At 69.6% G+C, this 21236-nt stretch carries 15 protein-coding genes; 8 read left to right on the forward strand and 7 right to left on the reverse strand.

Going from position 1 to position 21236, the window contains the following annotated elements; genetic code table 11:
* Window positions 1-52 precede the first annotated feature (52 nt).
* From ABZ803_RS30225 to ABZ803_RS30240, 4 genes are read right to left on the reverse strand one after another with little or no spacing between them, the layout of a single operon-like run.
* Complete coding sequence (locus ABZ803_RS30225; protein WP_357044500.1) at window positions 53-4594, reverse strand: amino acid adenylation domain-containing protein; 4542 nt, start codon at window positions 4592-4594, stop codon at window positions 53-55.
* A gap of 35 nt (window positions 4595-4629) precedes the next feature.
* Window positions 4630-7674 carry a nocobactin polyketide synthase NbtC gene (gene nbtC, locus ABZ803_RS30230; RefSeq protein ID WP_357044501.1) on the reverse strand — a complete coding sequence of 1015 codons (3045 nt, stop codon included), beginning with the start codon at window positions 7672-7674 and terminating at the stop codon, window positions 4630-4632.
* Complete coding sequence (locus tag ABZ803_RS30235) at window positions 7667-8995, reverse strand: polyketide synthase (protein ID WP_357044503.1); 1329 nt, start codon at window positions 8993-8995, stop codon at window positions 7667-7669. Before ABZ803_RS30235 ends, nbtC begins: the two co-directional genes overlap by 8 nt.
* 7 nt (window positions 8996-9002) lie before the next feature.
* Window positions 9003-9776, reverse strand: a complete 774-nt coding sequence (locus tag ABZ803_RS30240; protein ID WP_357044505.1) for an alpha/beta fold hydrolase — start codon at window positions 9774-9776, stop codon at window positions 9003-9005.
* A gap of 184 nt (window positions 9777-9960) precedes the next feature.
* Between ABZ803_RS30240 and ABZ803_RS30245 the strand changes: the two genes are divergently transcribed.
* On the forward strand, window positions 9961-10623 hold the full coding sequence (locus tag ABZ803_RS30245) for a GNAT family N-acetyltransferase (RefSeq protein WP_357044507.1): 663 nt from the start codon (window positions 9961-9963) through the stop codon (window positions 10621-10623).
* A gap of 32 nt (window positions 10624-10655) precedes the next feature.
* Here the strand turns inward: ABZ803_RS30245 and ABZ803_RS30250 are convergent, their stop codons facing one another.
* On the reverse strand, window positions 10656-11942 hold the full coding sequence (locus tag ABZ803_RS30250; protein ID WP_357044509.1) for a SidA/IucD/PvdA family monooxygenase: 1287 nt from the start codon (window positions 11940-11942) through the stop codon (window positions 10656-10658).
* A 172-nt stretch (window positions 11943-12114) separates the two neighbouring features.
* Between ABZ803_RS30250 and ABZ803_RS30255 the strand changes: the two genes are divergently transcribed.
* Window positions 12115-12585 (forward strand): hypothetical protein, encoded by a 471-nt coding sequence (locus ABZ803_RS30255; RefSeq protein ID WP_357044511.1) that lies wholly within the window; start codon window positions 12115-12117, stop codon window positions 12583-12585.
* A gap of 105 nt (window positions 12586-12690) precedes the next feature.
* Window positions 12691-13398 (forward strand): siderophore-interacting protein, encoded by a 708-nt coding sequence (locus ABZ803_RS30260; protein WP_357044513.1) that lies wholly within the window; start codon window positions 12691-12693, stop codon window positions 13396-13398.
* Window positions 13399-13464: 66 nt separating this feature from the next.
* Here ABZ803_RS30260 and ABZ803_RS30265 read toward each other — a convergent pair whose 3' ends face one another.
* Window positions 13465-15201, reverse strand: coding sequence for an ABC transporter ATP-binding protein (locus ABZ803_RS30265; protein ID WP_357044514.1), 1737 nt, complete (start codon window positions 15199-15201; stop codon window positions 13465-13467).
* Window positions 15198-17051: an ABC transporter ATP-binding protein gene (locus ABZ803_RS30270; protein WP_357044516.1), complete on the reverse strand. Its 1854-nt coding sequence runs from the start codon at window positions 17049-17051 to the stop codon at window positions 15198-15200. The genes ABZ803_RS30265 and ABZ803_RS30270 overlap by 4 nt, the downstream gene beginning before the upstream one ends.
* A gap of 437 nt (window positions 17052-17488) precedes the next feature.
* Here ABZ803_RS30270 and ABZ803_RS30275 point away from each other — a divergent pair, with 437 nt between their 5' ends.
* The 5 genes from ABZ803_RS30275 to ABZ803_RS30295 all read left to right on the forward strand — a co-directional run bounded on the left by ABZ803_RS30275 (window position 17489) and on the right by ABZ803_RS30295 (window position 20766).
* Window positions 17489-17683: a hypothetical protein gene (locus tag ABZ803_RS30275; protein WP_357044518.1), complete on the forward strand. Its 195-nt coding sequence runs from the start codon at window positions 17489-17491 to the stop codon at window positions 17681-17683.
* Between the two features lie 131 nt (window positions 17684-17814).
* Window positions 17815-18267 (forward strand): TIGR03667 family PPOX class F420-dependent oxidoreductase, encoded by a 453-nt coding sequence (locus ABZ803_RS30280; RefSeq protein WP_357044520.1) that lies wholly within the window; start codon window positions 17815-17817, stop codon window positions 18265-18267.
* A 5-nt stretch (window positions 18268-18272) separates the two neighbouring features.
* Window positions 18273-18854 carry a putative glycolipid-binding domain-containing protein gene (locus ABZ803_RS30285; RefSeq protein ID WP_040864850.1) on the forward strand — a complete coding sequence of 194 codons (582 nt, stop codon included), beginning with the start codon at window positions 18273-18275 and terminating at the stop codon, window positions 18852-18854.
* A gap of 61 nt (window positions 18855-18915) precedes the next feature.
* Complete coding sequence (locus ABZ803_RS30290; protein ID WP_357044523.1) at window positions 18916-19845, forward strand: RluA family pseudouridine synthase; 930 nt, start codon at window positions 18916-18918, stop codon at window positions 19843-19845.
* A gap of 177 nt (window positions 19846-20022) precedes the next feature.
* Window positions 20023-20766: a CPBP family intramembrane glutamic endopeptidase gene (locus tag ABZ803_RS30295; protein ID WP_040864848.1), complete on the forward strand. Its 744-nt coding sequence runs from the start codon at window positions 20023-20025 to the stop codon at window positions 20764-20766.
* The last annotated feature ends 470 nt before the right edge of the window (window positions 20767-21236 follow it).

A 21236-nucleotide genomic window follows, 5' to 3' on the forward strand; every position in this document is an offset into this window, starting at 1 on the left:
GGGGTCCTTCAGGCTGGGAATTCGAATGGGCTGGGTGGCTCGGAGATCGCGGTCAGTCGGCGCCGACGGTCACCGCGGAGACGGCGCGCTCGAGCGCCGCGACGGCGTCGTGCCACAGCTCGGCGAGCCGGGCCACCTCGGCGGCGGTGAACACCGCTTCGCTCCAGCGGAGCATGGTGACCAGCTGCGGCCCGTCTGCGGTGGTCCGCACCGCCGAGACGACATCGAGCGCGTAGCGAAGCGGGAAGTCGGGCTCCGCGACGAGCGGAAGACACTCGTGCAACGCCAGATCCGGGATCGGCGCCCATGGCCGCCCCGCACCGGCCATGTCGAACCGGCCCAGGTAGTCGAAGAGCACCTGCGGCTGCGGCGCGCCGGCCAGCTCGGGCGCTCGGTCGAGGTAGCGCAGCACCCCGAAGTCCACACCGCCGTTCGGCAGTTCGGCCAGGTGCTTCGCGATGTGCTCGAGCAGTGCGGCGGCACGAACCGGATCCGCCAGAGCCGTCGCCACATCCACGCTCTCGGCGCCCGCGCCGAGCCGGGCGGGCACGATGCTGGTGAACCAGCCCACCGAGTGCGCGCTGTCGACGTCGGCGCCGAGGACCTCGTCCTCCCGGCCGTGGCCTTCCAGCGCGACATACGCGCCCGCGGCGGGGTCCTGACCGCGTTCCGCGCGCCAGCTCGCCAGCGTCATCGTCAATGCGGCCAGCAGGAATTCGCGCACCCCGGCCGCGCCACCGCCGAGGCTGTCCAGGATCGCGGCGCTCGTCTCGGCCGAGGTCGGCACCGGGTGGACCCGGTAGGAAGCCCAGGTGTCGGACGTCGGGTCGGGCAACCGGGCGCCGAGCACCGGGTCCGGTGCGGCGACCTGGCGCGTCCAGTAGTCGCGCTGAGCCGAAACCGCCTCGGAGCCCGCCCGTTCGCGCAGCAGCCGGGCCCACTGCCGGTAGCCGGTGTGTTCGACGGCCGGGGTCGGCGTGCGGCCCGCGGCGACCTCCGCCCAGCACGCTTCCAGGTCGGCGGAGATGATGTACCAGGAGACCGGGTCGACGGCCAAGTGGTGGATGGTGAGCAGCAGCACGTCGGGGGCGCCGGATCTGGCGAACCACACGGCGCGCACCAGATCGCCGGTGAACGGATCGATCTCGTCGGCGACCGCATGGCCGCGAGCCGCCAGCGTCGCGTGGAAGTCGTCGCCTTCGTCGACCCGAAACAGGATGTCCTGCGCGCGTATGCTGCCCGGAGCGCGGGTATGGAGTTCGTAGCCCTCCGATGTGGTGACGAAACGGGCCCGCAGCATGTCGTGGCCGTCCAGCAACGCCTGCAACACGGCGGTCAGCCCGTCCTGATCGATGCCGTCGGGCAGCTCGAGCAGGTTGCTCAGGGCGAGCCTGCGGTAGCCCCCGTACTCGTGCATCCAGGACACGATCGGCGTCGGACCGACCGGGCCGTAGCCCTCGGAGGTCGACGCCCGTTCGCGGCCTGCTTCCGCGTCGATCCGCGCGGCGAGTTCCCGGATCGTCGAGGCGCTCAGGACCGCCTTCGGACTGATCGAAAGGCCGTCGCGCCGTAGTCGATTCACCAGGGAGATCGCCACGATGCTGTCCAGGCCGAGGCCGACCAGGTCGTCATCGATACCGGGGACGGGACCGCCGGACAGCTCGGCCACCGCGGCGCACAGCCTGCGTTCGGTGCCGGTGCGCGCGGGGGCCGCCCCCGCTCCCGCACCGGCGGCCCGATCCTCGGCGAGTACCGCGAGCCGCTTCGCGTCGAGCTTTCCGTTGCTGGTCACCGGCAGCTGCTCGACGATCAGAATCCGGTTCGGCACCATGTAGCCGGGCAGCCGCTCGGTCAGCGCGGCGCGCAACTCCACCGCGTCGAGACCGTCACCCACGGCGAACGCGGCCAGGGCGGGACCACCCGCTCGGCGCACCACGACCACCGCGGCGGCCCGCACACCCGGCAGCGCGAGCAAGGCCGTCTCGATATCGCCGATCTCGATCCGGTAGCCGCGGATCTTCACCTGGTCGTCCGCCCGGCCGACGTAGGCCAGATCGCCGGAGGGCAAGCGGCGCACCAGATCACCGGTGCGATACATCCGCTCGCCCGCGCGGTGCGGATCGGCGACGAACCGGCCCGCGGTGATTCCCGGCATGCCGACATAACCGCGCGCCACCTGGGCGCCGGCGAGATACAGCTCGCCCACGACGCCCACCGGCGCCTGCCGCAGCCGCGAATCCAGGACATAACCGGTCATTCCGGTGACCGGTGCCCCGATGGCCGGTTCGGCGTCGCCGTCGACCACCGCGGCGACCACCGCCTCCACCGTCGTCTCGGTGGGGCCGTAGCAGTTGTGCACGGCGGTATCGGGCAGCGCGCACAACTGCTTCCACAGCGGAACGCCGATGGCCTCGCCGCCGAGCGCGAGCACGGACAGCGGCGTGGCGCCCGCGTCGACCAGCCCGGCCGCGGCGAGCTGGGCGAACATCGAGGGGGTGGTGTCGATCATGTCCAGTCCGTGCCGGATGATGCCGTCGACCAGACGTCGCGCGTCGCGCATCTCCTCGGCGTCGAACAGGTGGATGGCGTGTCCGTCGAGCAGTCCGATCAGCGGCTGCCAGGAGGCGTCGAAGCTGAGCGACCAGGCGTGCGCGATGCGCAGCGGCCGTCCGAGCCGCGCCACGGCGGGCCGGTAGACCCGGTCGCGGTGGTCGGCGAAGTAGGCGGCCAGCGCGGAGTGGGTGCCCACGACGCCTTTGGGTTCCCCGGTGGAACCGGAGGTGAAGATCAGGTAGGCGGACTGGTCCGGGCGGCGGCCGGGTGCGGGTGTGAACGCAGGCGGATTCTCGGAGAGCTGGTCCATCAGCAGTATCCGCGGGCTGTCCCCGATCTCGTGGAGCGCGGGCAGACCCCAGGCGTCGACCAGGATCAGTCGCGGACGGGATCGGCGCACGATCGATTCGATGCGGGCGGCGGGCAGCGTGATGTCGACGGGCACATAGGCCGCGCCGGTGGCGAGCACGGCGAGGATCGCCACGATCGACTGAGCCGACCGCGGCAAGGCCAGGGCGACGACATCTTCCGGACCGACGCCGTAGGCGGCGATGACACCCGCCAAACGCACTGCGGCATCGGATAACTCGCGGTAGGTGTACCGATCGTGCTCGGTGCTGAGCGCGAGCGCGTCCGGTGTGGCGGCCACTTGGCGCGCGAACAGCTCCCAGATGGTCGCGCCGCGCACGTCTTCGGCGGTGGCGGCCGGTGGCCGCGCGCTCTCTCCAGGTAGCAGCACGTCCAGAGCGTCGGGCCCGCGCTCGCCGATCTCGGGTAACTGCCGCAGCACCGAGATCAACCGCGCCGCGACGTCGGGACCGGACAGAGTGCGCAACGCCGCCGGCACCGCCTCGACCGTCACCACCAGCTGCCCCTCGTACAGGAACGAGGTCACCGCGAGCGGGTAGTGCGTCAGGCTCTCCGACGTGATCGGCCGGAACCGAACGCCGTCGGCCGCCTCGATGGGGCGCAGCACATCGGACATGGGCGCGTTCTCGTAGACGAACAGCGTGTCGAACAGCGTGCCGGAACCCACCGACCGCTGAATCGCGGACAGGCTGACGTAGGCGAGATCACGCATCGGAGCCGCCTCGCGTTGCAGCCGCGCGCAGTCGCGCACCACATTGCCCGCGCCGATGGCCACGCGGACGGGGACGGTGTTGATGAACAACCCGATCATGGTCTCGACACCGGACAGCTCGTCCGGCCGTCCCGAGACGGTGGTGCCGAAGACCACGTCGCTGCGGTCGGTCAGCCTGCCGAGCACGACCGACCACGCGTACTGCACGACGGTGTTCATCGTCAGCGCGTTCGCCCGCGCCCATGCCGTCAACCGGCTGGTGTCGGCCGCGTGCAGCGTCAGCGTGTCGATCGTGGGCACGATGGTGTTGACCGTGGAATCGCCGCGGTCGGCGATGATCAGCGGATCGAGATCGCCGAGGTATTCCCGCCAGGCGCGCAGCGCGGTTTCGTTGTCGCGGGCCGACAGCCAGCCGATGTAGTCCCGGTAGGGCCGGGGTGCGGGCAGCGCGTCCGCCGCGCCGCCCGCCTGGTACAGGGCGAACAGTTCCCGGAAGAACACGCCGAGCGACCAGCCGTCCAGCAGGATGTGGTGCGCGGTCAGCACCAGACGCCGGGTGTCGTCCGGCAGCCGCAGCAGCAGCACGCGCAGCAGCGGGCCTCGGGCCAGGTCGAACGGCGCCCGTGTTTCGGCGGCGATGACGGCGTCGAGGTCGTCGGCCGGGTCGAGCGCGCGTTCGGCCCACGGCAGCTCCGCCGCGACGGGCACGATCTGCACCGGCCGGGGGAGGTCGCGATCCCAGAACGACGCGCGCAGGTTCGCGTGCCGCCGCAGAATCGTCTCGACGCCGCGGCGCAACAGCGCCACATCGACGGGCCCCGCGATCTCGTAGACGAATTGCAGTGCGTACAGATCGCCTTCTCCGGCCAGCCTGGCCAGTGAGAACAAGCCCTCCTGCAACGGGCTCAGCGCGAGCACGTCCTCGATCTCCGGCATGGGCGCCTGCGTGTTCTCCGACATGAAGCGGCCTCCTGAGCCTGTGTTCTCGGCCACCATCAGCCTCGGTTCTCGGACATGAGCAGCACGACGTCGTCCAGGGACGCGCCGCCCAGGATGGCCGCGACCGGCAGCTCGCGGTGCAGCGTCGTCTTCAACCGGGCGCGCAGATCGACCGCCTGCAACGAGTCGAACCCGAGCGCGACCAGCGGAACCGAGCCGTCGATGTGGTCGGGCCCGTCGAGGAGCATCACTTGCCCGAGTTCGCGCCGGATGACCTCCGCGAGATCGTCTGTCACGTCCGCTTCCTGCTCGGCTGCGGACGGCGGCGGCGTGGACGGTGCGGCCACCGGCGCCGAAGGCTCGGGAACCGGCAGGGCGGGCGCGAAAACCGTTGCCATGCCGACGAGTTCGACCGTCTCACGCAGCCGCTCCCAGTCCGCGGACAGCACAATCCCGTTGCCGGTGCGATCGGCGAAACCCGCCGCGATCGCGGGCCCGGCGGGCATCGGCTGCAAACCCGCACCGAGGATTCGCGCCTGCACGGCGGCGTGTTCCGCACCGGGCAACCCCCACAGTCCCCACTGCACCGACACGCAATCCCCGCCCTGCGCCCGCAGCCGTACGGCGAGGCTGTCGAGCATGCGATTCGTGGCCGCGTACAACGCCTGCTCGCGGCCACCGAGCGTGGCCACGAACGAGGAGCACAACAGGACGGTGCAGTCGGCGGCCGATGGCACCGTGCGCAGCACCCCGGCGAGTCCGAGCACCTTCGCCGCGGCCGCCTCGGCGACCGCGGCCGATTCGAACCGGGACCACGCGTACCGGACCGCGGCGTGCACGACCACGCTCACCGGACGATCGGCGAAACGCCGCGCCAGGTCGGCCACCGCGGCCGCCTCGGTGATATCGCAGGCCACCACGTCGATCTCGGTGCGGCCGAGTTCGCGTATCCCCCGCAGCCGCGCGGTGAGCGCGCTCGTCTCCCCGGTGCGGTTCACCAGGGTGATCCGGCGCGCGCCGTCGCGGACGAACTGCGCGCAGAACTCGAGGCCGACGTGCCCGGTCCCACCGAGAATCAAGACCTCGCGCAGATCCGGAGGCGTCGACACACCGCCCGGCTCGGCGCGGACGAGACGCTTCGCGTGCAACTTCCCGTTCCGCAGCGCGAGTTCGGGCTCACCGAGCACATGGATGGCTTCGAAGATCTTGTCGGCCACCGTGGCCGGGTTCAGCGACGCGGCGTCCGGCGGCAGGTCGAGGTGCCGGAAGGCGATGCCGAGATGGTCCAGGCCCAGGCTGCGATACGCGGCGCTCGCCGCCGAGTGGGCGAGGGACGGGTCGTCTTCCGGCGTCGCGGCCTCCGCACCGGTTGTCACCAGCCAGCATTCGGTGACGCCAGGAGCGATCGTGGTCAACTGTTCGGTGATGCGAGCGAACTCGGCGAGTTCCGCGACCGCGCCTTCTTCGTCCGCGGCCACAGCCGGAGCGAGCAGCAGCACCATGGTATCGGCGGGGGTCTCGGTGTCGGAGATGGCGGCGCCGTGGCGCGGGGCCCGCGCGCGCATCGCCGCCGCGAGTTCGTCGGCGCGAGGATCGTGATCGGCGAGCAGCACGGTCCGCGGTGCGGCCAGCGCGATCCGGGACAACTTGGTCCACTCCTCGCGCAACCGCACGGGCGGCACGGCGACCGGGACCGGCGCTTCGGCCCCCGATTGGTACGGCGCCCACAGCCTCTTCTGATTCATCACCGTGGCGGGGAAGTCACGCAACGGCAGCGTCGGGCGCTCCTGCGATCCGGTGCGCAGTGCCTGCCAGTCGTAGTGCAGGTCGTGCACCGCGACCTCGGCCAGATTCCTGGTGAACTCACCGAGCCCGGTCGCGGTGCGCAGGGACGTCCCGGCGATGCGGAACTCACGGGCGGCCCGCCCCGGCTCCGACGCGACGTGGGCCAGATTCTCCCGCAACGCCGACTGCAACGTGGGATGCTCGGCGATCTCGATGAAGGTGTCCACGTTCTCGGCCGCCGCCGCGATCGCGCGATCGAAGCGGACCCGGTTGCGCAGGTTCCAGTACCAGTAGTCGTGATGCGTGGACTCGTCGGTGATCGCCGCCCCGAGCGTGCCTCCATAGCAGGTGATCTCGCCGATCGCGAAGGTCTTGCTACTCAGTTCCTCCAGGCCGGACTGGAATTCGCCGCGCAACCGCGTCATCGCGGACGTGTGCGACGGGAAGGACATCTGAATCCGCTTGGCGAACAGCCCTTTGGCCGTCGCGGTCGCCACGAGCTCCGCGATGGCGGCCTCGTGGCCGGAGACGCCGATCAGACGAGGCGAGTTGACGATGGAGACCTCCGCCCACCCGGAATTCCGGGCCAGCAGCTCCTCACATTCCTCCCGGTCGGCGCCGAGCACTGCCACCGCGTACCCGTCCGACAGGTCCCGCTCCAGCAGTTCGGCCCGGTGGGTGACGATCAGCACCGCATCGCGCAACGTCAGCGCACCGGCGACCACGCAGGCGGCGAGTTCACCCTGGCTGTGCCCGATGGTCGCGGCGGGACGCACGCCCGCCGCCCGCCACATGGCGGCCAAGCCGATCAGGTGGAACATCCTGGCGGGCTGCACTTCCCAGAGCGTTTCGCCGTATTCCTCGGCGGCCGCGAGCAGATAGTGCACCGGCCGCGCATGGCCGTATCGCTCCTCGTGTACCGCGGCGCACTCGTCCACGGCGGCCCGGTACGCGGGCGAGAAGTCGTAGTACGGCTTGCCCATGCCGGGGCGCTGGCTGCCCTGGCCGGGGAAGACGAATCCGACGCGGCGTGCGGCGACGGCGCCGCCGGAGGTCACCACCGCGGGATGCGCGGCCTCCGCCGCGACCGACCGCAACGCGTCGAGCAACTCCTCGCGCGTAGTGACCATGGCCAACGCGCGAAACCTACGGGCGATCCTGGTGCGGAACAGATGGCTCGCCAGTCGATCGGGGTCCACCCGCGGGTGGGTTTCACAGTAGGCCAGGATCGCGGCGGCCTCGGCACGCAGCCCGGCGGCGCTGTCCGAGGAGAACAGGACGGGGGTGGTGCCGTCCGGTAGCCGATACTCAGGCATCACTGTCCTCCTCCAGAACTGGCATCCCGACGATCGCGTGCGCGTTGGTCCCCGCCACCCCGAATGCCGACACCGCTCCGTAGCGGACGCCATCGATCGGCTCCCACGGTGCGTATTTCGTGGCCAGCCGCAGGCTCGTGGTCTCCCAGTCGACCGCCTCGGTCGGGTTCTCCGCCCACAGACTCGGCACGACGTGACCGTTCGCGCCGCACAGCAGCATCTTGATCAGGCCGAGCATGCCCGCCGCCGCCTGCGTGTGACCGATGTTCGACTTGACCGATCCCAGCAGCGCGCCCCGCGCACGCTCGGGTGCGCCGTACATCCGCATGAGCGCGGTCAGTTCGATGGGGTCGCCCACCGACGTACCGGTGCCGTGCCCCTCGACGAGTCCGATCTGTTCCGGGGCGACGCGGGCCGCGGTGAGCGCCGCGCGGATCAGCCGTTGCTGCGCGTCGGCGCTGGGCACGGCCAGCGGGGCGCCCTTGCCGTTGTGATTGACCCGGGAGCCGAGCACCCGCGCGTAGATCCGATGACCGAGCCGCCGTGCCCGAGATTCCGTCTCCAGCACAACCACTCCCGCGCCCTCGCCCCACAGGGTCCCGGTGGTGCCCGCGGAGTACGCGCGGCAGTGGCCGTCGGTCGACAGCGCGTTGTTCTTCGCGAACTCGACGAACATGCCGGGTGAACCCATCACGCACACGCCGCCTGCCAGTGCCCAGTCGCATTCGCCCGCCCGGATCGCCGCCGCCGCCTGATGCAGGGCGGTCAGACCGGCCGCGCAGGAGGTGTCCACACTGATCGACGGCCCGATCAGCCCCAGGCTGTGCGAGATCCGGCCCGCCACCGCGCCGAGCGTGGTGCCGGTCATCCGATAGCCGCTGTGCTCGCTGACGCTCGCCATCCGCGGCCCGTACTCCAACGGCGTGACGCCCATCCAGCACCCCGCCTCGGCGCCGTCGACGGCGCCGGGATTCAGTCCGGCGTCCTCGACCGCCCGCCACGCGACGCGCAATCCCACGCGTTGCTGCGGATCCATCGCGACGGCTTCCCGCGGCGTGATCCCGAAGAACGCCGCGTCGAATTCCGTTGCTTCGGAGAGAAACCCGCCCGCATCGCGAACGTCGGTCCAGCCGTCGTTGCGGCCGAGGGTGAGCAGCTGTTCGATCGGCCATTCCCGGTCGCGCGGCAGCGGCCCGATGAGTTCCCTCGAGTCGGTGAGCGCCGACCAGAATTCCTGTGGACTGTTTATTCCGCCGGGGGCCTCGACCCCGATTCCGACGATGACGATATGGTCTTCGTCCCCCGAAGCCGATCCTGACATGCTGAACCTAACTGGAAAGAGCGGACTGTCCGGCGTCGGCGGCTGCGGCGGAAAGCAATTCCGCGATGCCGTCGATGTGGTCGTACAGATAGAAGTGCCCGCCGTCGAAGAGCGTGACCGAGCCGCCCCGAGCGCTGTGCGCGAGCCATGGGCGCAGTTCCGCGACGGTGACGAAGTCGTCGTCGGCACCGCCGATGACCTCGATCCGCGCGCCGACCCGCACCTCCGGCTCGCACACGTAGGCATCGAAGGCGCGATAGTCGGCCCGCAGCGCGGGCAGTGTCATCCGCATGATGTCGCGATCGGCCAAAACGTCGGCGCCGGTGCCGTTCAGGGCCGCCAGCCGGTCGAGCAGCGCCTCCTCCTCGGTCGGCAGCGGTTCACTGTCGGCGACCAAGGCGGGCGCCACCGCGCTGGACGCGCCGAGCAGCGCCACCGCCACCCCGGCGGCCTCGGCCTGACGGACGAATTCGAAGGCCACCATCGCGCCGACGCTGTGCCCGAATACCGTGATCGGAATACCGCGGTGATACGGGGATTCGAGGAATTCCGCGAGCGCACCGGCCGCGAGTTCGGAAAGGCTGTCGGGCATCGGTTCGGCGGCCCGGTCCTGACGTCCCGGATATTGCACGAGGACGACGTCGAAATCCGCACTGAGCCTCTTGGACATGGTGCGGTAGGTCGAGGCTCCACTGCCTGCGTGGGGGAACAGCACCAGGGGCGGCAGCGTTTCCACGGCGGGCTTGTGGAACTTCCGAATCCACCCGGGTTTTCTCGACATCCAACAGCTCCTACACATAACGCGGTATCAGCGAAAAGACACCGCGGACAAATGGATTCGGCCGCGGCGCGCTGCCGCGCGCCGTCCTCCGGGAACGGCAGGGGCTCGCCGACCACGAGAGGTTAGCATAGGATAACCTTACATTCATCCAGCAGGGCCACTACCGAACGGAGCTCGACGACCGATGAACCCCACTGAAACGCCTTATGTCATCGCGCGCGAGCTGACCGACATCTCCGACGAACTGCGGGCCGTGCCCGCTCCGCCACTGCCCGCCCTGCCCGCTCCGTTCGACATCCGGACGGTCGACGCGGACGGCGCCGACGCCGAGCTGCTCACCGAGTGGATGAACCGGCCGCATCTGATCGAGTCGTGGGAGCAGCCGTGGCCCGTCGAACTGCGCAGGCAGAATCTGCGCGCGCAGCTGGACGGAAACTATTCCCGCCCATGCATCGTCGGCTACGACTTCGCCGCCGCGGGCAGGCCGGAACTGGGCCGTCGGGACATCGCCTACCTGGAGTTGTATCGCCCGGCCAAGGACGAGATCGCCACGATCTACCACGCCGACCCCTATGACGTGGCCTTCCACCTGGCCACCGCCGACCCGGAGGCGATCGGGCGAGGCATCATGTTCGCCTTCGTCAGCGGTCTGCTGGCCGGGATCTTCGCGGAATCGAACTGCCGTCGCATCCTGATCGAACCCGATCACCGCAATGTCGCGGTGCGGCGCATGACCGAGCGGTTCGGCGTTCCCGACCTCGGCGAGTTCGATATCCGTCCGGACCGCCGCATCAGGCTCTACTATCTGCCGCGCACCCCGGCGGATATCCCGACTGTGCGGCAGTGAGGCGCGGTGCGCGGCGTCGCCGGCGCGGGCACTCATCCGAGCGCCCGCGCGGCGGCGGCCGTGAGATGCGCACCCGAGCGCCGGGTGACCGGTTGCAGCACCCGATCGGAAAGTTCGCCCAGGCAGCTGAGATTCGGGAACCCGGGCCCCTGCGCGACCGCCGCCAGGTTGGGCAGGTAGAGCTTGGTCTCCATCCCCGACACGGCGAGGTCGTAGCCGATCGATACCTCGATCCGCTCCTGGGTGGGCCTGCCGCCGACCGCCAGCTCCAGCAGGTCCGCCGCGTCCTGATCGAACAGGTTCAGGAACCACAGCGGCTGGCCGCCGGTGGCATCGATGACCAGGTCGAAAGTATGCGATTGATCCGGACGCCGCTCGTTGCGCAGCGTCAGCGCCACCCCGTCGCCCTGCTCGGCGACGCGAACCGCACGGCCCTGCAAGTGATGCACCCGGCTGTCGCCGAGCAGGCTCTCCTGCACCCGCACCGAGAAGACGCCGCGGTCGGTCCTGCGGATGACGTCGCGCCGTTCCTGGACGGTCAATGCCGCCCACTTGACCGGATCACTGAACAGCGAGTTCTCGAAATAGCTTTCGCCACGGGTGTAGATCGTCGCCATCGGCGAGATCACCGAGATCGACAGCATGCCGTGGCGCACCAGCTCGTCCAACGCCGATCCCGCCGTCTCGCCGCCACCGATCACCGCGACCCGGGAGGCGACGGGCAGGCTGCGCCGCCCGGCCAGATCCCAGAATTGCGCGATGCTCAACACTCGCGGATGGTCGGCGAGCGCCTTGGTGCTGACGCCGGGACCGGTGATCATCAGCCCGGTCGCGTCCAGCCGGATCGTGCCGCCGTCGGGAGCCGTCGCGGTGACGAGCCAGCCGTCGGCGGTGGCGGCGATGGAACGCACCGTGCCGGAGACGAGTTCGAGATCGATCCGGCGCGCCACCCACTGGAGATACTTGGCCCAGACGTTATGGGCCGGATTCGGACGACCTCGATCGATCCATTCCGCGTAGGTGCCCTGCTCGATCAGGAACGACGTCCAGCTGTAAGCCATCATGGCCGCGTTGATCTCCTGGTTGCGCCCGCGCGCCCAGGTCGAGTGATACGGGAAGCCCACGTCCTTCTCCGGGCTCGTGCCCAGCCGGTGCCTGCCGTCGGTCCAGCCGCCGCTCGGCAGCCAGTTCCCGCCCACCGCGTGCGCCTCGACGACGACGACCCGCGGCGCCGGCAAGCCGAGTTCGCGCAGCACGTGCGCTTTCGCGGCCACCGCAAGGGCTTTCGGGCCGGCTCCGATCACCAGAAGCGTTTCCACCGGTTCTCCACTCTCTCCGACGTCCCGCGGCTTCCCGCTGGGTGCGCGGGTTCACTCCCGCGCCGACAACCAGAACCCGTCCGGATTATGTTTGCATAGGCTTACCTTATATTGCACACTCGTACCCGACCAGAGCGGTGATACTCACACCCGCGAACGATTGGATGAACAAATGACCAGGACTTCGAACAAGGCCCTTACCCGGCTCGCCGCAACGACGTTCGCGCTCGCGGCCGCGCTCGCCGGCACGGTGGCCACCGTCGCGCCCGCGGTGGCCGCGCCCATGGTCGCGCCGCTGCACGCCCAAGCCCCCGGCGCGGGCGAGCTGACCGCCAAACTGCGCGTGGCGATCAACACCGGCGCCTCGCGCAGCGCGCGGGCGGCGGAGCTGGAATCGGGCGACGCGGGCGTCGCGACGATGGACAAGATCGCGGGCCTGCTCGCGGCCGCTCCGCCGAGCCTGCGCTACAGCGTGGTCAACCCGTCCACCTCCGGCGACCGGGTCGATGCGCAATTGCTGGTCACCACCGAGGGTTACCCGGACTTCACCTACGACGTCTCGTGGAAGCAGATCGACGGCTACTGGAAGCTGTCCCGCCAGGCGGAGTGCAGCCTCGCCTCGGCGCTCGCGCTGTCCTGCTGATCTCGAGCCCTCGCACCCCCGGGCACTCACCGGGGGTGCGACCCTCGGCGGCGCTACGGAAAGCACCGCGCGACATTCAACTTTCGTTAGGCTACCCTTAGTGTCATGGGCAAAGGCTTCAACGGTCTGTTAGTCAAGGCGTGGGGTGGGAACGACTACCGGCTCACTGTCACGTCGACCGAACACGTCACCGACAAGTACGTGCGACTCGGCTTCACCGCAGGCGGGCTACTCGCCGATCACCCGGTTCACCCCACCCAGTGGGTTCGGTGCTGGTTCCCGGACAACGAGAGCGGCAAGCTGCAACAGCGCGGCTACACCCTGGTCGACCAGGACCCGGACGGTGACCGCTTCGCCATCGAGTTCGCGCTGCACGATGGGCTCGCCGCCCGCTGGGCGCAGAACGCCTCGGTCGGTGACGAACTCGACGTGTCGGTGCTCGGCTCGAATTTCCAACTGCCGGAATCCACCCCCGGCGAATACCTCATCTTCGGCGACACCGCCTCGCTGCCCGCGATCAACTCGCTGCTGGACGCCATCGGCGACACCCCGGCGCGGGTATGGCTGGAGTGGCAGCACGAATCCGACACCACGATCCCGCTGCGCAACAAACCGCACCACCGGGTGACGTGGTTGCAGCGCATCGATGACGGCCGGTTGCTGCGCGAAGCGGCCCAGGAACTCACCTGCCCGGCCGACGCCTTCGCCTGGGTCGCCTGCGACGGGCACACCACCCGCTCGATCGTGAAGAGCTTCAAGACGACGCACAATCTGCCCAAGACCGCGATCAAATCCCAGGCCTACTGGAAGTAGCGTCTTTCCCCCACCACGCCGCACCGCTCCCCCGCGCGGTGCGGCGTTCTCGTCGACCCGAGACCGCTAGGTGGCAACAGGTTCCAGATGCCAGCCCGCCGCGCGCGAGCGCTCGTTCCAGAACGCGGCGTAGCGGCCGTCGAGGGCGAGCAGTTCCACGTGCGTACCGCGCTCCACGATCCGTCCACCGTCCACGAACAGGATCTGGTCGGCGTGGGCGATGGTGGCCAAACGGTGCGCTACGACGATCACCGTCTTGTCCTTGGTGATCTCGTGCATCCCGCGTACCACGACCGCTTCGCTGTGCGGATCCAGCGCACTGGTCACCTCGTCCAGCAGCACGATCGGCGCGTCCTTCAGCAGCGCCCTGGCGATCGAGACGCGCTGGCGCTCACCGCCCGACAGCGCCGCGCCGCCCTCGCCGACCCGGGTGTCGAAACCATCGGGAAGACGCTCGACGATCTCGTCGACCCTGGCCGCGGCCGCCGCGCGACGTACCTCGGCGTCATCGGCCTCCGGCCTGCCGATCCGGATGTTGTCGGCCACCGACCGATCGAACAGGTACACGTTCTGGAAGACCAGCGACAGCTGATCGAGCAGTGTCGCCGACGGCTGATCACGAACGTCGTGCTCGCCCACCACCACCCGGCCCGAATCCACGTCGTAGAAGCGGGCGGCCAACCGCAGCAAGGTCGTCTTGCCCGCGCCGCTCGGCCCGACGATGGCCGTGGTGGTGCCCGCGGGCACGCTGAAGGTCACCCCCGACAGCACCGGTTCACCGGGACGGTATCCGAAACTCACGTCGTCGAAGACCACCGACGGCGTTCCCGGCGTGACCGGTGCCTCCGCCTCCGGCAGCACCGGTTCGTCGAGCAGCTCGGTGACGCGGTCGGCCGCCGAACCGGCCGAACGCAGCGCGCCGCCCAGCTGCGCGGCTTGATTGAGCGGTTCGATGAACCGCGAACTCACCGCGATGAGCGCGATCGCGACGGCAGCGGAGATGGCGCCGTCGGTCACCCGCGCCACCGCGACGTACACCAGTACCAGGAAAACCGCCTGCACGAAGAGGGCGAACAGGATCAGCCCCGGCACGCTGGCGAACACCATGCGCGACCCCGCCGAGCGCTGCCCGGCCAGGGCGGCGTCGAGCGCCCGGTTTCCCGAGCCCACCGCGCCGAACGCGCGCAGTACCGGCTGGGCCTGAGCGAATTCGATGACGCGCGAATCGGCTTCGGCCGCCGCCGCGTGCATGCGCTGGTCCGCGCTGGTGTAGGCGCGGTTGGCCAGGCCGTTCACCAGATAGAGCACCGGCGCGGCGAGCAGCATGGCCAGCGCGATGCGCCAGTCGACCATCAGCATGCCGACCGCGACCGCGAGCGGGACGATGACACCGGTGAGAATCCTGGCCAGCAGGTAGGCGACCAGGCCCTGCAGCTCACGCACGTTGTCGACCATCAGCCGCCCGAGCGGTCCGGCATCATGGGTCTCGAACCAGCCCAGGGGCAGTGCGTTCAGATGGTCGCCGAGCCGAGTCTGCAATCCGCGCTGCATGCCGATGCCGACGCGCAACCCGATCGCCGCCTGCAGGTAGCCGAACACCACCACGCCCGCGACGGCGGCGAGCATGCCGAGCGCCCAGAGCCAGGCGCGGCCCAGGTCGTCGTCGAAAAGCGCGGTCAGCACCGGGACCAGCAGCAGATACGCCACGGCCTGACTGAGGGCCTGCGCCACGATGACGGCGAACAGTTTCGGGGTCAGGTGGGCGAATTCCGCCGGAACCAACCCCAGCACCTTGCGAATCATCGGACACCCTCCGCACTGTCGACGAGGGCGATCCGGCCCAGCGCCGCTTCGTTGATCTCCCACAGCCGCTGATAGGCGCCACCCGCGGTGACGAGACTCGCGTGATCACCCTGCTCGACCAGTCGTCCCCGTTCGAGCACCAGGATTCGATCCACCCCGGTGATGGTGTGCAACCGATGCGCGATAACCAGCACCGTGCGGCCCGCGACCAGCACCGCCAGCGCGTCCTGCACCGCCGCTTCGGATTCCGGATCCGCGAAGGCGGTCGCTTCGTCGAGTACGAGGACGGGGGTGTCCGCGAGCAGAGCCCGTGCGATGGAAAGCCGCTGCGCCTCGCCGCCGGACAGGGTCGCGTCGACGCCGATCTCGGAGTCGTAGCCGCGCGGCAGCGCCACGATGCGATCGTGGATCTGCGCGGCGCGAGCAGCACGCTCCAACGCCGCGTCGTCGGCGTCGGGTCGGGCCAGGCGCAGGTTCTCCCGGATGCTGCCGCGAATCAACCGAACGTCTTGGAAGACGAATCCGACCGTGCGGTAGAGCTCTTCGCTCGGGAAGTCGCGGACGTCGCGGCCGCCGATGGTGATTCGGCCCGAGCCCACGTCGTAGAAGCGCGGAAGCAGTTTGGCCAGCGTCGACTTGCCCGATCCGCTCGGGCCGACCAGCGCGGTGATGGTGCCGGGAGCGAGTTCGAGGTCGATGTCGCGCAGCACGTCGTGGCCCGAGCGATAGCCGAAGCCGACCCCTTCGAACCGGACCAGGCCCGCGGGCGCGGATGCCGGTTCGGCGGCCTCCGGAGCCCCGGTGCTCAGTTCGGGGGTTTGCTGTAGATCGTGCAGGCGTTGCGCGGCCACCGCGGCCGCCCGCAGCGCCTGCGCTCCGTAGCCGAGACTGAGCAACGAGCTGCCCAGCCCCAGGCCGACCAACAGGAACGGCAGCACATCCAGGGGCTCGACCCAGTCCAGGCCGACTGCCGCCAATCCGCCGAAGACCACGACCAGCATCACGAACACCGGGGTGACGACGATGTCGGAGGCCGCCTGCACCTTCAGGATCGGCATCTTCAGCCGGTGGACGCTGCGCGCCTGGTGCTCGACGGCGTCCTGGAACGCGCTGTGCGCCTTGCCCGCCTGGCCGAACGCGCGCACCACCTGGATGCCGTCGACGAACTCGATGGTCGCCTGCTTGGTGGCCTGTTCGGAGCGCGTATAGACCACGAAACGGTCCCGTCCGTCCCGGTCCATCATCCGGCTGTAGAGCACGGCGTACGCCAGGACCGGCAGCAGCAGGACCACGGCGAGCCGCCATTCGACGGTGAACAGATAGCCGAGGGTGATCAGCGGAACGGTGAGCGCGCCGACGAATTCCAGGCGCGCGTGCGCCACCAGGTAGTGCAAGGCCTCCACGTCGTCCTGCAGATACTTCTTCACCTCACCGGACGTGCGCTCGCCGAACCAGCCCAGCGGCACCCGGGTCAGCTTGGCCGCCAGCGCCCGGCGCACGGTGAGCTGATATCCGGCGTCGACCAGATGCGTCCAGGTCAGTGCGGCGGCTTGGAGCAGGGCGCGGGCCACCAAGACCAGCACCGCGATCGTCAGCAGGCGCCACACCCGATCGGTGTCCACCTGGTCTCGGAGCAGTTCGCGGCAGGCCTCCACGATCAGCACGAAGGGCACGACGGCGCACGCCGACGCGACGGCCATGATGACGCTCGCGACGGTCAACGGGCCGCGCACGGGCGCGAGAATCTCCTTGCGAGCCCGCGCCTCTTGCTGCTTGCGTTCTTTCAGCACCGTCTTCGGCGGCCGGTTTCCCGTCTGCGCCGCGGGCAGCGGCGCGACCTCTACCGTCATCTGGACCCTCGTCTCTCACCCTTGCGGCATCCGTCACTGGAATCGCCCCATCCTCACACAGGAACGCCCAGTAAGAAAGGTTAGCCTAAGTTACCTTGCATCGTCCGGCCCGTCCTCATCGCTTCGCGCTCGACGCGTCGGCCCCTGCCAGATCCGGCCACGCGCCCCGCATGCTCGTCCGGCTCGCCGTCTCGTGCGGAAGATCCCGTGCCTCGTGGCGCGCAACGGCATTGCGCCGGACACTCGGCGACATACCGGCTGTTGTCCTTGCCGACTTATTTCGTCAACGTGCGAAAACTGCTCCGGACTCGCGGTTTTCGATCGCGCGACGCGCCGGGGAAGCCTCCGTGAACGGCGGCGCATCCTGGTCCGATAGCTCGTGCGCATCGCTAGTTTCAACCGAAAGCGAACCCATCCGACGCGCAGGAGCATCGAATATGTATGGCACGGCGAATTTTTCGGTTCTGACCGATTGCGCGAGAGATCCCGGCGAACTGACCGCGGGCCAAGCGCACACGGCCATGCAGGTGCACTTGGATTGCAGCGTCGAATTGTGCCGGGTCCGGCGGCGCGCGCGCAGGACGCTGGTCGAGGCTCGGCTGATGGTGCTCGACGAGCGGGCCACGCCGTAGTGGCGTTCGCGATGGACGCGCGGCGCTCGTGCCTCGGCTCGCCGGTGCGCACGGCGATGAACTCGCACGCACCGGAGTGGCTTTTGTGCGTGGAGCGGAATCGTCCCGGCGGCCGAGGTGTTGACCCTGCCATGACCGCAACGGCATCCGATCGATCCGCCAGCCCCGTCGTGGATACCGAGACCGAATTCGGCGCGAAAGTCGCCGGACGACTCGACCGCGAGTCCGTTCTCTGGCTGACCACCGTGGGCCCCACCGGCACCCCCCAGCCGAACCCCGTCTGGTTCCAGTGGCGCGACGGCGAGTTCCTGATCTTCAGCAAGCCCGGCCAGCCGAAGGTGCGCAACATCCAGCGCAATCCCCGGGTCTCGCTGAACCTCAACAGCACCGAGCACGGCGGCGACGTCGTCGTGCTCACCGGCACGGCGCGCGTGGTCGACCAACGCCCCGGCGCGGACGAGATCGATGCGTTCACGAAGAAGTACGCCGACGGCCTGCGCTCGATCGGCATGACCGACGAGCAGTTCTATGCCGAGTACTCGGTCGTGCTGCGCGTCACCCCGGACCGGCTGCGCGGATTCTGATCCCCATGATGTTCGAGCCGCCGCCGCCCACCGCCGCGTGGCGGCACCGCACCGCCCGCGAGGGATTCGAGGTGGCGTATTTCCGGGTCACCGAACTGGGCGTGCTGATCGACGGTTGCACGACGGCCGTAGAGGACGGCGCGGCATGGGTGGTGGACTACCGGATCGCGCTGGACACCGAATGGCGGACGTGCCGGGCGCAGGTGGGCGTGCGCAAACCGGGCGGCTGGAACACGCTGGTGCTGGAGTCCGACGGCGCGGGGTCCTGGCTGCTGGACGGCATGCCCGCGCCACTGCTCGACGGCTGCCTGGACGTGGACTTGGAATCCTCCGCGCTGACCAACGCCCTCCCGGTGCACCGGTCGGCCTGGGAGATCGGCGACGGCGCGGACGCCCCCGCGGCCTACGTGTACGCCTCCGGCGCCGCGGTGGCCCGGCTGGAACAGCGCTACGTCCGCATCGCCGACGGCGCGCACGGACCGCGGTTCCACTACGACGCCCCCGAGTTCGACTTCACCTGCACCCTGGACTACGACAAGTCCGGCTTGGTGCTGGATTACCCGGGTATCGCGGTCCGCGCCCACTGAGCGCCCGGCGCGGCACGGCCTCGGTTATCCCGGGCCCGGCGTGCGGTTAGGGTCGATACCGATGAGAAGGCGGCAACAACCGCCGTTGCCCAAGCGGCACGGCTTGGACCCGGCCCGGCTGCGACTACCGGAGCAGGGTCACTGGGCGACCATCCGGGACCACCTGGTGGAGCGCCTGCCCCGGGTGCCCGCGACGCGGATCGACGAACTGCTGCACGCGGGCGGCATAGTCGACCTCGACGGCCCGATCTCCCCCGACGCGGCGTACGTGCCCGGCGGCGCGGTCTGGTTCCACCGCGATCTGCCCGAGGAGACGGTGGTCCCGTTCGACATCCCCGTCGTGCATCGCGACGACGACCTGCTCGTGGTGGACAAACCGCACTTCCTGGCCACGATTCCGCGTGGTCAGCACATCTTGCAGACCGCGCTGGTGCGGCTGCGCCGGGAGCTGGACCTGCCCGACCTGATCCCGGCGCATCGGCTCGATCGCGTCACGGCGGGCCTGCTGCTGTTCGTGATCAACCCCGCCCGCCGCGGCGCGTACCAGACCATGTTCCACAGGCGCACCGTGCGCAAAGAGTACGAGGCGATCGCGCCGTTCGATCCCGCCCTCGAACTGCCCCGCGTGGTACGCAGCAGGATCATCAAGGAGAAGCAGGTGCTCGCCGCCCAAGAGGTGCCGGGCGAACCCAACGCGGAAACCGAGATCGAACTGCTCGAGCACCGCGACGGCCTCGGCCGCTACCGGCTGCGCCCGCACACCGGCCGGACGCACCAGCTGCGCCTGCACATGAACAGCCTCGGCATTCCCATCCTCGGCGACGACTTCTACCCCGTGCTCACCGACAAGCCCGTCGACGACTTCACCAGGCCGCTCCAGTTGCTCGCCGCCTCGCTCGAGTTCACCGATCCGATCACTCGCGAGCCGCGCCGCTTCGAGACCACGCGCACCTTGCAGGCCTGGACCGATCCACAGGGGTGGGCGGGCTGACGACGCCCGGTATCACGCCGCACCGCTCGTTGGGCATCGTCGCCGACCGGGTGACGCCGGTCGCCCGCCTAAACGGCGGGGACTCCAGCGGACCGCCTCGGTCGCGAGAAGTGATCGATCCAGCGATGACCCCGCGATGCGTAGCGAAGCAAGCATCGATTTGTAGACTTGGCCGCGATGTCTGAGCCGGCTCTAGCAGCACCGCCCCGCCCACGCCACGAAGTGCACGCCTACGTGGACGTCGCCGTCGTAGTGATCGTCCTGGCGGGCACCAATCTGATCGCGCACTTCACCACCGCGTGGGCGAGCATCGTGACGGTACCGGTCGCGGCGCTCGCACTGCTCGCGCTGGTGCGCAGGCGCGGTCTCGGCTGGTCGGAACTGGGCCTTTCGCCCCGGCACTGGCGGCGCGGTTCGCGCTACGCGCTCGCCGCGGTGGCGCTGGTCCTCGCGGTCGTGGCGATCGGGGCGGCGCTACCGCTGACCAGGCCCTTCTTCCTGGCCGATCGCTACGCGACGGTCTCCGGCGCGCTGATCGCCTCGATGATCGTCATCCCGCTGCAAACCGTGATACCGGAGGAGCTGGCCTTTCGCGGCGTGCTGCACGGCACACTGCTTCGCGCCTACGGTGCGCGGGGCGTCTTCGCGGCGGGCTCGCTCTTGTTCGGTCTCTGGCATATCGCGTCCTCCTTCGGTCTCACCTCGGGCAACCGCGGTCTGAGCGGAGTCGTCGGCGGCGGCGTCGCCGGACAGGTCATCGGGATCCTGCTCGCCGTCCTCGCGACAGCCGCGGCGGGCGTGGTGTTCACCTGGCTGCGCCAACGCAGCGGAAGCCTGCTCGCTCCGATCGCCCTGCACTGGTCGGTCAACGGCGCGGGAGCCTTGGCGGCCGCCATCGTGTGGCACACCACGCTGAGCTGAATCGTTTTCCAGCGCCTGCGGCGCTGGGTGTTCGCGGCCCCCTCTTGGCTCGCGTTTGCGCGACCGTCGCTTGCTCCTTCGTCGCGTACGCGGCGGCCGCGCAAACGCGAGCCGGGCCGCGAACGGCGCATGCTCGGTCTCGCTTCGCTCGAAACCGGGAGTTGAGGTGCGCCGGGCGCGGGAGTGTGGAAGATACGGACAGTGGCTTACGGCAACCATTTCGGACGCGAACGACGCGGGCTTGGTGTCGCTACGTTTCCACGACGCGGGCGCGGCCGGCTGGGTGGGTCGGCGGTCGGCTGACGCATAGGTGTGCGGGAACGTTGTAGCGGAGAATTTCACGCGTCTGTCATACGAGGATTCGAACGGAGTTTCGACACGCGGACAGTACCGATGAAAGCGCCGCTCATCCGGATTTTCGAGCCGGGCCACGAATTTCGCCTGTTCGGCGTGTCGCCTTCGGTCCGGCG

The sequence above is a fragment of the Nocardia sp. NPDC047648 genome (assembly GCF_040642815.1).
Classification (GTDB): domain Bacteria; phylum Actinomycetota; class Actinomycetes; order Mycobacteriales; family Mycobacteriaceae; genus Nocardia; species Nocardia gamkensis.